Origin of the sequence: Alteromonas sp. KUL17 (genome assembly GCF_006538305.1) — a bacterium.
GTDB lineage: Bacteria > Pseudomonadota > Gammaproteobacteria > Enterobacterales > Alteromonadaceae > Alteromonas > Alteromonas macleodii.
Genome location: NZ_BJKJ01000007.1, coordinates 119,253 through 132,748 on the forward strand (window position 1 = coordinate 119,253; position 13,496 = coordinate 132,748).

Below are 13,496 nucleotides of genomic sequence, written 5' to 3' on the forward strand. Positions count from 1 at the left end.
TAACGATATCAGAGAGCTGATACTACGCCTAGCGCTAAACCGCGAATAGTGAGAATTTTCGTACATTATTTAACGTTTTGTGAAGTTTCTCTTTATAGACGCTCCAGCAGTAAGGTGCTCTTGACCAAAAACGAGACAATGTGAACAACACCATAAATTTAGAAAACGCACATCACGTTACTTTACCTAATGGGTTGCGTGCCATGTTATGTCACACGCCAGAAGCGAGTGAATCTTTTGTTTCAATGGCGGTAAGAGCCGGACACTTTTATGACCCAAACGATTGCCAAGGGTTAGCCCATCTTCTTGAACACATGCTTTTTATGGGTAGCCGTCATTTGCCCAAACCCAATGCTATAAATGGATTCATTGAGCAACACGGCGGCACAATCAATGCGTGGACAGGTACCGAGTACACAAATTACCATTTTAATTGCAGCGGTGACGCTATTGCGCAAACATTGCCTGCATTTACAGATATGCTTAGGCAACCCTTATTTGAAGAAGACGCGCTAACCAACGAAATAAAGAACATTCATGCTGAATTTGAGTTTAAGAAAAAAGACGACCTTCGCCGCCTTTATCAAATTCATAAAGAGACATGTAATCCAGAGCATCCTTTTGCAAAATTTTCTGTAGGCAATTGCGATACCTTTTCTCAACACGAATGTACAGAGCTTAAACGTCGCTTGAAGGCACTGCACCAATCGTATTACTGTGCGCTTAATATGCGCTTGTGCATAGCCAGTCCTATGCCAATACGTCAACTCGAGGCGTTAGTGAATCAGTGTTTTGGGACATTGCCTAGTGGACAGTTAGCCTCTGACGACTGGCCTTCGCTTTACACAGAAAATGAACTGGGCATTCAAATCAACATTCATCCGCTGCAATCTGCTAGACGAATGATAGTGACATTTGCCCTCCCCGCTTTACAGAACGACTACAAAACCAAACCGCTGAACTACATCAGCCATTTGATTGGTGACGAAGGTGAAGGAAGCCTACTTGCCTATTTAAAAGAAAAAGATTGGGCGTTAAACCTGATAGCGGGCTCTGGCATAGAAGGCGATAAGTTTAAAGATTTTAACGTGAGCTTTCAGCTTACCCAGGAAGGCCTTAAACACAAAGCGCAGGTGTTAGAGGCACTATTTAGCTACATCGAATTAATTAGAGAAGCATCGACTGAAGAGTGGCGCTTTCACGAAAAGTCGCAGCTAAATGCGCTGGCTTTAGAGTACGAAGAAAATGTGAAGCCGCTTGGGATCATAACTGAGTATGCACAGCATCAATTTATATTCGAACCTGACGAATTAAATAGACTTCGCTCTACTATTGGTAGTTATGACAGAAGCATAATTGAGCATGCACTATCTTTTTTCACGCCCAAGAACCTTCGTTTAAAGGTTATATCAAAAGATGTTAAAACCACTCAGGTTTGCGCATTTTATGAGGCTGAATATAGCGTTGAAGACATCAACGATGCGCTAATACATTCACTTGAAAGCGCAAAGAAAATTCCAGAATTGTGCCTTCCCCCACCCAACCCTTATTTGGCGAGCGAATACACGCTTATCCTCCCTGAAACGGGGTTTAATGTTCCAAATAGGTTGGTAGATAATGGTGGCTATCGATTTTGGTTCGCTCAGGACCAGCAATTCCATAGCCCCAAAGGCGATATTTATATCTCTTTCGACGCCGCTCAGTTTTCAGACTCTTTGACCTCTGTTGCGGCCAAGCGAATTTGGCTCGGCGCACTTAACGATCATCTCCAAGCTAAATACTACCGAGCTGAAATAGCAGGACTTCACTATCGGATTTATGGACATCAAGCTGGGTTCACACTACACACCCGTGGTTTTACGAATCAGCAGACATTGTTAGCAAGTCAACTTCTTGACGCCGTTCTCAGTTTTATTCCTGACGAAAGAGCCTTTGAACATCACAAAGAACTTCAAATTCAAAGCCTTCATAATTCACTGTTAAATAAGCCGACTAACCGTTTATTCTCTCGCTTAAGTGTTCTTATTCAACGCAACACGCAAGCGCCAGTTGAATTGTTAGACGTGATAGAAAACATCTCTTATAACGAGATGCTAGGCTGTCGCAGTGCAGCCTTTGAGCATTATTTTGTAGAGGCATTTATGCATGGCAACTGGGCAAGCGAAGAAGCAAAGGCATTTTCGACGTCGCTTCATAGCCATTGCAAAAATGCAGGGGGAGCTCCCCTTTCTCGTGCTGTATCTAAGCTGCCTGTAGGCGGAACTCTTTATCATGAAGTGTTGTGTAATCACGATGACTCAGCGGTCGTACTTTATTTACAAGCACCTTCTCCTAGCCTCACCGACACCGCATTATGTATGGTTCTTGAACAGATGCTGGCAGCACCGTTCTTCAATTCGTTAAGAACAGAACAGCAATTGGGATACATAGTCGGTACAGGCTATGTGCCACATAATCAACACCCCGGAATGGCATTTTATATACAAAGCCCGCAATGTAGTCCAAAGCAGTTGCTAGATGCAATGACCGCCTTTTTGTTCCAGCAACTCAATGAAATAGAGTTCTATCGTTTTTATTGGCCGACTATCCAACAAAACCTTATTAAGCAGTTAGAAGAGAGAGACCTTACTCTTTCGATGAAGTCACAGCGTTTATGGGTAAGTTTGGGTACGCAAGATTTAGAGTTTAATAGAAATGCAAAGCTTGCTGAAAGGATCAAAGGCTTGAGTTTCGAAGAGATTCAAGACTTCGCGCATCAACTCGCTAAACGAGAGCGCTGCGGGGAATTGGTGCTGTTCTCTCGTGGAAAATTTGAGAGTATTCCCACGCAAGAAAAACGAACGATTAACAGTATTTCTGAATTCAAAAAAGAAATTCCTTACTACTAAAGCTGCATGATAGACACGTGCCACGGTCGTTAAGATTTTAATCAATCTGCCGATACCCAGTGGTATTCGCAGACAAGGTTGGTTAATAAGTAAACCATCATTCTTGTTATTACTAAAAAGTCCTTGTAGAGGCTTAGTTAATTCGGCATATTTATTATTCTGGCTGTTAGGGATGCCGCCAGTGAATTAAAAAAATAATAAATGGCGTATGCCAAAGGTGTGTAGGTGCGCTCAACCCTAATTTATTCAATTTCTCTTCTATTGTTGGCTTTGTCAGAAATTCTTTTTTCTTCTGCAAGGGCGATAGAGGTTTCTGATCTTCATTTTACAGAGCTAAATAAGCAGCATGGTCTATCGGATACCGCAGTATTAGACATTGTGGAAGACGACATGGGGTTCATTTGGCTTGCAACGTCAAACGGCCTCAACCGATACTCTGGTTATGATGTAAAACAATACCATCCCTCAGATGTAGACCCGAATTCGTTACCTTCAGGGTACATTCAATCCTTGTTTGTGGATTCGGAGGGGCAATTATGGGTAGGCACACACTCTGGACTAGCGCTTTATCAGCCTGAAACCGACAGTTTCAAAGTTTTCAATAAAGAAAACTCGGTAATAAAAACTGATTTAATAACAGCAATTACAGAGTCCAAAAATGGCGATATTCTCTTCGCGGATCGCAAATTCTTGTATAGATACTCCAAAGAACGATCGCAAATAAGTGTTCTGACTCAGGTTTTCAATGAAGAAAGCTTCATTAAAGTTATCTTCGAAGAAGCCAATCGTATCTGGGTGGGCTCAAATAAGTTTGGCGCAAAACTTATAGATACGGAGACCTTAGAGGTTCATGACGTAAAAAAAGTGAATCCTTGGGGTGTTTCACTTGATATTCGAGCGCTCCATGACATATCAGTGATTAACGGCAACTATTGGTTGGCGACTAATAATGGACTTATAGTAATTGCGTCAAATGGGAAAATTCTAAAGAAAATTGAAAGTAAAGATTTAGGTGTTGAAGAAGAGGTAAATTCATTTTCAATATCGGTTGTTGATGACGATATTTGGATTGGTACTTTTATAGGGTTGTTTTTGCTTTCTGACGGCGCAGCAGTTCCAGTAACTGAAGCTTATAATCCTGAAGTTATACATTTAAACGCCGAAACGTACAACACAACAGGAATCCCACCAGAAATCATAATTAAGGTTATAGAAGATAGAACGGGTGTTGTTTGGGCTGCAACCTTTCATCGGGGAGCTTTTAAATATCACCCCGATTTTGCCAGTGTTCACTTCCAACCCGTGTTTAATTCGGAACGGCATACTGAAGACAATTATTCAACTATTTGGGGCTTCGCAGAAAACAGCTCAAACGAACTGTTTCTTGTTTCTCAGCAAAAAGGCGTGGGGAAAATTTCGAAAGATACCGGTAATGTATCGTTTTTCAATTTGCCCCAAGATATAGATGTCAATAGCTCATTCTGGGACATTGAGATAGATAACAACAACAATATTTGGCTTGCTTCGTCGGTAGGATTGATTGTACTTGCGGAAACAGATAATGGACTAGTAACACTACGAAAATACTTCGAAGGTTCATTCATTGATCACATCTTTAAAAGTGAATCTGCAATATGGTTCCAACTTCCTAATGAAGATGTTCATTCAATAGATTTTGATGATGTTCCTAATGAGAGTGAGCCGGCAACTCCTCAAAAAAACCTTTCTCAAGAATACGGAAAAATGTTTGCTATCTATGCCGATGACAAAAAGAGAGTTTGGTTTAGAGCTGGAGAAAAACTAATTGTTTATTCAGTTGAAAAGCAGCAAATCACAAAGGTATTGGATTCAACCAATGGCATTAACTCTCTTGTATATGGAATTCACCAAACAAGTGATGGGCTTTGGCTAACTACTCGTTCCGACGGTGTCATCCAACTAGACGAAGAAAGCCTTGTTTTGGTCAAAAAACAAAAGCGAGATAACCAAAGTGGATTTATCACGTCTACAACATCTATAAACAACAATATTTGGTACTCTGACGCTAAGGGTGTCCACAAAGTGCTTCTTCCTTCACTCAGAGAAGCTGAGAGTATACCAAATCAGCAACTAGACTTTAACTCACTGGGTGAAGGCGCTGTAATTGCTACTAGAAACAACATTATTTACTTTGGTGGCAACAAAGGCTTTATAAGAATATCCAAAAACGCAAACTCTGATGCTGAAGGCATCCTACAAACCCTAGCTCCTCAGTTATATCAGATCAACATCTTTGGTTCAGTCGCTAAATCCAAAAGAAACTCAATGGAAGGAGATGATTCAACTCATTCGTTCTCTTCCAAGGAAATAATAACCTACTTAAGTCAGTTAACGCTTAAGCACGATGAAACCAGGTTCAGTATTTCATTCGGCTCAGTAAACCCTGTTTATCCTAATCAAGTTACTTACCGTTATAAGCTCTCTAATTTTGAAAATGATTGGATATATGTTGACGATGAAAGGTCTGCACAATTCAACAATATATCCTTTGGAAGCTACACTTTTTCAGTTCAAGCAAAAGAGCCCGGGAAATCATGGTCTGAAAGTAAAAACTTGCAGATAATTATCGAACGTCCTCCATGGCTCCATACCGTCGCTTTGGTATTTTATTGTTTAATAGCTTTCGCGATATTTGCGTTCATCGTTCGCCAATATCAAATAAGAAAAGCCAATCAGCTTGCCATCAAAGAGTCGGAAGAACGCCTTAAACTGACGCTATGGAGTTCAGGTGATGAGTTGTGGGACTGGGACGTATACAGAGGCCAAGTTTACCGTGCAAATACGTGGGGTACTCTTGATTTTCCTCAAGATGATATACGCACTACAGGCGCTTACGATGCAAACATACACCCTAACGACGTAAGCCGTGTTAAAACTGCTCTAAGAGACCATCTTGAAGGTAATAGCGACTTCTACGAGCTCGCATACCGCGCAAAGACATTTAAGAACCAGTGGATTTGGATACTTGACCGCGGAAAAGTGGTTGAAAGAGACCACAATTCTCAGCCGGTAAGAATGACTGGTACGCTTAAGAATATTCATCACTTAAAAGAAGCTGAAGAGCAGCTGAATCTATTTAAGCGTTCAATTGAGAATATTTCTGAAGGTGTATTCATAACTAATACCCAATTTAAATTCATAAGTGTAAACAATGCATATTGCGGTTACACCGGCGAAACCCGTGATCAAGCATTAGCAAGCTATATGCATTTCCATCTATATCCAGACGCGTTTACCGAAGAAATTAAGAAAACGCTAAAAGCGAAAGGTAACTGGTCAGGTGAAGTAGAAAGTGTGCGAGTGAACGGCGAGCGCTATGAAATGGAATTAAATATAGACGCCGTCCATGACGATGACGGAAAAATAAGCCATTTTGTAGGCGTATTTAGTGATATCACGTCAAGAAAAAGTACTGAAAAAGAACTATTGAAACTAGCTAATACTGACCCGCTCACAGAGCTTCCGAATCGTTCGTTCTTCCAAGCTAGCCACCAGAACTTGGTGCGGAAAGGAGCACAACATACTCTGCTCTGTTTGGATATGGATAACTTTAAGAAAATAAACGATTCTTTAGGTCACCAAACGGGCGATATATTAATTAAACAAATAGCAAAGCGCTTACAGAGAATTACGGGTAAGAGTGCGACTTGCTATCGTTTAGGTGGTGATGAATTTAGCGTGTTAATGGAAGACAATGCCGATATCCACACGGTAACGCATTACGCACAGAACCTATTAGACACTTTATCTCGCCCCTTTATCATTAATAAGCAAGAGTTTGTATTGGGTGCCAGTATTGGTATCGCGTTCTTCCCTGACGACGGCACTTCTCCCCAAGAAATGCTGAAAAACGCCGACACAGCCATGTATTTCGCTAAAAACAATGGCGGTAACAGCTACCAGTTCTTTAGCGGAGAGATGAATCAAAACGCCGTTAGGCAACTGCAAATTGAAAACCTTATAAGACAAGGTATTAAAGATGACTTGTTTACGGTTTACTACCAGCCGAAAGTTGATATAGCCTCAGGTAAGCTAGTCAGCATGGAAGCTTTAGTGCGTTTTGAGCACCCACAAAAGGGCATAGTAAGCCCTGGGCAATTTATCCCTCTGGCAGAACAAACGGGCCAAATTATAGAAATTGGTGAACAAGTGCTAAGAAAGGCTTGTGCAGATACCAAACGCTGGGTAAACCAAGGTTTGTTTAGTGGTCGTGTTGCCGTGAATATCTCTGCAAAGCAGTTCGAGCTACCCGACTTAGACGACAGAATAAACAAAATATTAAGCGATATCGGTTTGTCGCCACTACATTTAGAGTGCGAAATAACTGAAGGTACACTAATGGAAAGTCCTGAAAACGGCCTTCAAATGATGACTCGCCTTCGCGAAAGGGGTATTCACCTAGCGCTAGACGATTTCGGTACAGGTTATTCGTCCCTAGCCTACTTAAAGCGTTTCCCGCTAAACACGCTAAAAATTGACAAAGCTTTTATTGACGATATTGCGAAGAGTAATGTGGACCGTCATATGGCGGCTGCCATTATAAATATCGCCCACAATCTAGGCTTGAAAGTTGTAGCGGAGGGCGTAGAAGAAGAAGCACAGCTAGATATTTTACGTCGCTACGATTGTGAAATGTTGCAAGGATTCCTTTACAGCCGCCCATTAAATGCGGAGCGCTTCGAGAAACTTCTCACCGAGAATCAAAAGCTTCACACGCTGCTTGGCCAATCGAATTTTTAACCGCCCTTACCTTTTACTCGCGTATAGGGCGCGTACTTTCCCCTGCCTAATGCCACTCATTGCAGCTTTAGGCAAAGTCATGCCTATTCAACCTTAGTTTATTAGACTTTAGTGCCATTAAAATGGCGCTGGTTGACCTCGACGAATCCAAAGCGTTCAAATTAACACTTAAGCCATTGAGTATATTGAACTTTTCAAATAAATGCTATTTCTGGCACGCATTTAGCTAAGTATTAAGTACCGATGACAAATATAAAAAATCGGTTTTGTTTGTTCGTTCAAAATAATCAGAGGAAATTAACATGTTAAAAGAGTACGCAGTTGCACTAGTACTTTCTACCGCTACCCCAGTTGCTGCCGACAAGCAAGAAGGCGCTAAACAAGCTCCTGAGTCGCAAAAAGAAACCATCTCTCAACCAGAGTATGTTAAGCCACAATCTGGTGGTGGCTACGGCGTTGGCTTCTAATCTGAAGCACAGATTTCAAAAAAAGAGAGCAACGCTCTCTTTTTTTATACCTGTATTTTACGCCACACTTACTTATTTCAGCAGACCGCTAGGAAAGACTACGCAGAAATATAAAGGTTATTAAACCCTACTGCATTTCGCCAGTGTATATGGCGAGAGATGGAAAACATGGGTAGTAAGATTGGACCTAACACAAAACCCGCTATCGCCCACTTTTTCGCGCTCATTCCCCATTTAAACGCTTCTACATAAAAATATAGAGAAAAGATAACGCTTAATACTACGAGTGAAATCACACTGCCTCCGCCTGTTTGACCTAGTTACGTGGGGTTACTTGTCCCCATCAATTATTCAATTTAACTTACTGATAATGGACGCCAACAATTTGACACGTTCATTTTTTAACCGCAGGAATTCTACCCAAAATAGAACAATAAACCAGCAAAAATACCCATTAGACATAAAAAAACCGGGCAACGCCCGGCTTTTAACATTTAATAAACTTAGCTGTAAAACTTTTGATCGTTTTCTGCCATTTTTACTAACACTTCAGCAGGTGCAAATTTATCACCTACAGCAGTAGCATAATGGTTTAAACGAGCAACAACGTGTTTAATTCCCAGTGTATCCATATAGCGGAACGGGCCGCCTAAGAATGGAGGGAAACCAATACCGAAGATAGCACCGATATCGCCGTCGCGCGCATTACGGATAACGCCTTCGTCTAAACAGCGCGCTGCTTCATTAAGCATCATTAATACACAGCGTTCAGCAACTTCTTTTTCGCTTAGTTTGGCAGAAGGCGATAGCCCAAGTAATTCGTAGATTGATTCATCCACTTCTTTACCTGGTTTTTTGCCTTCATAAGAATAAAACCCTTTTTGGTTTTTCTTACCCTTTCTGCCGTCTGCAAGTACTTTATCGAAAGCACTTGGCGCAGTGAAGCGCTCGCCGAACGCCTCTACAAGGAATGGGATAATCTTAGTACCAACATCAATGCCCACTTCATCAAGTAGTTTCACAGGACCTACAGGGAAACCGAACTTAACCAACGATTTATCGATATGCTCAATAGGCTCACCGTCAAGAATAAGGTTTGCCGCTTCATTCATGTAAGGTGCCAAAATACGGTTTACGTAGAAACCCGCACCGTCTTTAACAACAACCGGCGTTTTACCTTGCTTTTTAGCAAACTCTACCGTAGACGAAATAACTTGGTCAGACGTTTTATCGTGAGCAATAACTTCGGCCAATGGCATTTTGTCTACTGGCGAGAAGTAATGCAGACCAATCACGTTTTGAGGACGTGCTGCCTTAGCTGCAATTTGTGTAATAGGAATAGACGATGTATTAGACGCGAAGATCGTGCTTTCTTTGCAGTTCTCTTCAATATCCGCCACCATTTTTTGCTTAAGATCTAAATCTTCAAAAACCGCCTCAACCACGATATCAGCATCTTGGTAGCCACTATAATCTAGCGTACCGGTAAGAAGCGCCAACTGTTTCTGCATTTCACTATTGCGCATGAAACGCTTCTTCACCTTTTTGTTTAAGATGTCATAACTATATTTCATTGCATTGGCTATGCCTTCAGCACGCACGTCTTTAATACGGACAGGTACACCGGCTTTGGTCGACGTTACATAGGCGATACCACCACCCATTAAACCACCGCCAAGCACACCGACTTTCTTCATTTTTTCAGGTTTAACACCTTCAACGCCGTTTTCTTTCTTCATTTCTGTCGTAGCGAAGAAAATCTGACGTAACTGGAAAGATTCCGGCGTCATAACAAGCTTACCAAAGGCTTCAGCTTCGGCTTTAAGCCCCGCTTTCATCCCTTCGTTCATGCCCGTTTCAATTACATCAATAATGAAACCTGGCGCTGGATAATTACCTTTGGTTTTGGCAAATGTCGCTTCGCGCGCTTTTTTGAACATCATGTTACGGCCCGGGCCGGTTTTCTCTAACACTTTGTCCATCACACTCTTTTGCGGCGCTTCCCTTTCTGGTTTGCGTTTAAGCGCAAACTGTTCAGCTACCTTTAGCAAAACACTGTGAGGTACCACATCATCTACAATACCGTACTTTTTAGCTTGCTTAGCGCGTGCTGGAGACCCAGTAAGCATCATTTTCATCGCTTGCTGAATGCCAATTAGGCGAGGAAGGCGCTGAGTACCACCACTGCCTGGCAACAAGCCAAGCTGCACTTCCGGTAGACCTACCTGAGTACTAGGTGAATCCGTACATACACGGTAGTGACACGCTAATGCTAGCTCTAAACCACCGCCTAACGCTGGGCCGTGAATAGCCGCAACGAAGGTAGCCTTCATGTTCTCAATTCTATCGAAAATGGCTTGACCGCCAGCGGCGATAGTTGTGGCGTCTTCAGCGGTTTTACACGCTGCTAGCATGGTGATATCGGCACCTGCTACGAATGAGCTTGGCTTGCCGCTTGTTAACACCACACCTTTGATGCTGCTGTCGCGTTCAATATCATCAAGCATGGCAGATATCTCATCGCCAAACTCAGCTTTAAGCGTATTCATGCTCTCGCCAAGTACGTCCATGCTAAGAATAGCAACGCCATTATCTTGCTTGGTTAACGTAAATGCGCCTGATGTTGGCTGAACTTCATTTGTCATTTCTTGTTCCTGACTCATATTATTCTGTCTCCACAATCATTGCGGCACCAAGACCACCCGCAGCACATGCAGTAAGAAGGCCTGTACCACCGCCACGGCGATTTAGTTCGTTAAGCATTTGCGTAATCATACGTGTACCGGTTGCGGCAAACGGGTGACCATAAGCAATTGAACTACCCATCACGTTGAACTTGTCCATGTCAATTTCGCCCGTCGCTTTGTCGCGGCCTAGTTTCGCTTTGGCGAACTTGTCACTTGCAAACATTTTAACGTTTGCCAAGGTTTGAGCTGCGAACGCTTCGTGCATTTCAATTAGCGTTAAGTCGTTTAGGGTCATGCCTGCGCGATCTAGCGCAATAGGTGTCGCGTACGACGGCCCCATTAGCATGTCTTCCCAAACGTCGATTGCCGAAAACGCGTAGCTCTTAATGTAACCAAGCGGCGTATAACCTAGTTCTTTCGCTCGGCTTTCTGTCATCATAAGCACTGCAGAAGCGCCATCGGTAAGCGGTGTAGCGTTTGCAGCGGTTACCGAGCCGTACTTTTTATCGAATACTGGGCGAAGTTTCGCGTAGCCTTCAAGCTTAGAATCGAAACGTACGTTGTTATCGCGCTCAAGAGCACCTTTATAAGGTTCAGCATAAGCGGTCATCACTTCGCTAGAGAGCTTGCCTGCTTCCCAGCTTTCAGCGGCTAGGCTGTGCGAGCGATGTGCAAGCTTGTCTTGCTCTTCACGAGAAATTTGATGCGTTTTCGCCATTTGCTCTGCCGTTTGTCCCATCGACAGACCTGTTGAGTACTCTGCTACCGCAGGAGGAACAGGCGCTAGGTCTTTTAAGCTTAAACGCTTGAAGATGTTTAGCTTTTGGCCAAGGGTCTTGGTTTTCTGTAAATCAACCAGCGCACGCGCAAGATTCTTAGAAACCCCAATAGGTGATACCGACGTTGAATCAGCACCGCCAGCAATACCTACCTGTACTGTACCAGCCATCATGCTTTCTGCGATGTTTACCGTTGACTGGAAGCTCGTCGCACATGCTCGAGATACGCTGTAAGCGTCGGTATGAATATTCATGCCCGTGCCAAGCACGATTTCGCGCGCAATGTTTGGCGCTTCAGGCATTTGTACTACTTGACCGTAGACAACCTGGTCAACCCATTCTTTTTGAACACCATGGCGAACGAGAAGTTCGTTTACGACCATTTTACCTAGATCAACAGCCGGAACACCGTGGAAATATGTAGCCATTTTCGCAAACGGAGTACGCAACCCCGCGACAATGGCGATGCGATCACCCTCTCGGGTAGTAACTGATTGTTTTGTTGCCATAATGCACCTAAATTAATGACCGACTTCCGTTTGAGCTTATCGCCCCAAAGTGGTCTGACCTGTAATAAACCCGATTTTTACAAACAATGAACAAAATAGCAAATAATGCAGGGTTAAGGGCAATATAAATGAAACTAAAGTTTGCCCTGTTTACAAATTTTGACCGTTTTATGCTATCGAAATTTAAAAAGCTTGCTTTGCACCCAACCGCATATCGCATTTTTATTACTGTTTGACGACTTGAAGAAAGATAGAATGAACCTTATATGGAAATGAAAGTCTGTTTTGTGTCATTGTGACGGGCTAGAGCTATCTAAATTAATTTGTAATTTACTTTTTAGCTAAGCGATCACTTTATAAGATATTTAATAAATCTATCGTTCAAATGACACTTCCTGATAACGAGAACTCAAACGGAAATTTTGCATTATGGCAGCAGCGCAATTTCAACAGTTACACGCTTATTTAGACCAACAGATTATCGGTCAGCATGCGTTAACCAAAAGCCTTCTAATCGCTCTTTTGGCCGACGGCCACCTTCTGGTAGAAGGTCCTCCAGGGCTTGCAAAAACACGCGCAATCAATGCACTTGCTAATGGTATTGACGGCGACTTTCACCGCGTACAATTTACCCCAGACCTTTTGCCTGCCGACTTAACCGGTACAGACATATATCGTCCCGAAACCGGTGAGTTTGTTTTTCAAAAAGGGCCGCTTTTTCATAACTTAGTGCTAGCCGACGAAATCAACCGCGCACCAGCAAAAGTGCAATCGGCTTTGCTTGAGGCCATGGCGGAACGTCAAATTACGGTAGGCAGCAAAACCTACCCTCTTCCTCCGCTATTTTTAGTAATGGCAACGCAAAACCCGCTAGAACAGGAAGGAACTTATCCACTACCTGAAGCACAGCTAGACCGATTCTTAATGCACGTGGACATCGATTATCCTGGCGCCGAGACAGAATTAGAGATATTGCGCTTAACGCGAGGTGAAGCCCTCTCAGAACCGCCTGTTACGCCACCAACGCTAACTCAAGACGATATTTTTACGTCGCGTAAAGAAGCATTGTCTTTGTATATGGCGCCTGAGTTAGAACAGTATTTAGTTCAATTGATTATGGCCACACGTCAGCCTGCAAATTTTGACGCGGAATTAGGCCAGTGGATAGCGATGGGAACAAGCCCTCGAGCAACCATCAGTCTAGATCGCTGTGCACGCGCTCACGCATGGCTTAGCGGCAGAGACTTTGTTGGTCCTGATGATATTCAAGCTGTGGTTCACAACGTGCTTCGCCACCGTATTATTCTGTCATATCAAGCCGAGGCTGAAGGCGTAACGATTAACGACGTACTTGATAAGATTGTTGCAACTGTCGCAGTCCCTTAAG

Annotated in this window: 7 protein-coding genes; 4 read left to right on the forward strand and 3 right to left on the reverse strand. The window is 42.9% G+C overall.

The features are described from left to right. Positions 1–140: 140 nt before the first annotated feature. The 3 genes from KUL49_RS08615 to KUL49_RS20785 all read left to right on the forward strand — a co-directional run bounded on the left by KUL49_RS08615 (position 141) and on the right by KUL49_RS20785 (position 8,134). Positions 141–2,888, forward strand: a complete 2,748-nt coding sequence (locus KUL49_RS08615; RefSeq protein WP_131137027.1) for an insulinase family protein — start codon at positions 141–143, stop codon at positions 2,886–2,888. 225 nt (positions 2,889–3,113) lie between these two features. Continuing rightward, complete coding sequence (locus KUL49_RS08620; RefSeq protein ID WP_131137028.1) at positions 3,114–7,667, forward strand: EAL domain-containing protein; 4,554 nt, start codon at positions 3,114–3,116, stop codon at positions 7,665–7,667. Positions 7,668–7,969: 302 nt separating this feature from the next. Further along, on the forward strand, positions 7,970–8,134 hold the full coding sequence (locus KUL49_RS20785; protein WP_014948812.1) for a hypothetical protein: 165 nt from the start codon (positions 7,970–7,972) through the stop codon (positions 8,132–8,134). A gap of 98 nt (positions 8,135–8,232) precedes the next feature. Here the strand turns inward: KUL49_RS20785 and KUL49_RS08625 are convergent, their stop codons facing one another. The 3 genes from KUL49_RS08625 to fadI form a co-directional block, all read right to left on the reverse strand. Continuing rightward, positions 8,233–8,430, reverse strand: coding sequence for a hypothetical protein (locus tag KUL49_RS08625; RefSeq protein ID WP_014948811.1), 198 nt, complete (start codon positions 8,428–8,430; stop codon positions 8,233–8,235). A 207-nt stretch (positions 8,431–8,637) separates the two neighbouring features. Continuing rightward, entirely contained in the window at positions 8,638–10,779 is a 2,142-nt protein-coding gene (gene fadJ / locus KUL49_RS08630; RefSeq protein ID WP_131137029.1) for a fatty acid oxidation complex subunit alpha FadJ, read from the reverse strand. A 19-nt stretch (positions 10,780–10,798) separates the two neighbouring features. Beyond that, on the reverse strand, positions 10,799–12,109 hold the full coding sequence (fadI, locus tag KUL49_RS08635; RefSeq protein ID WP_131137030.1) for an acetyl-CoA C-acyltransferase FadI: 1,311 nt from the start codon (positions 12,107–12,109) through the stop codon (positions 10,799–10,801). A gap of 429 nt (positions 12,110–12,538) precedes the next feature. On the opposite strand from fadI, the gene KUL49_RS08640 reads away from it, so the two are divergent. Next, positions 12,539–13,495 carry a MoxR family ATPase gene (locus tag KUL49_RS08640; protein WP_014948808.1) on the forward strand — a complete coding sequence of 319 codons (957 nt, stop codon included), beginning with the start codon at positions 12,539–12,541 and terminating at the stop codon, positions 13,493–13,495. The last annotated feature ends 1 nt before the right edge of the window (position 13,496 follow it).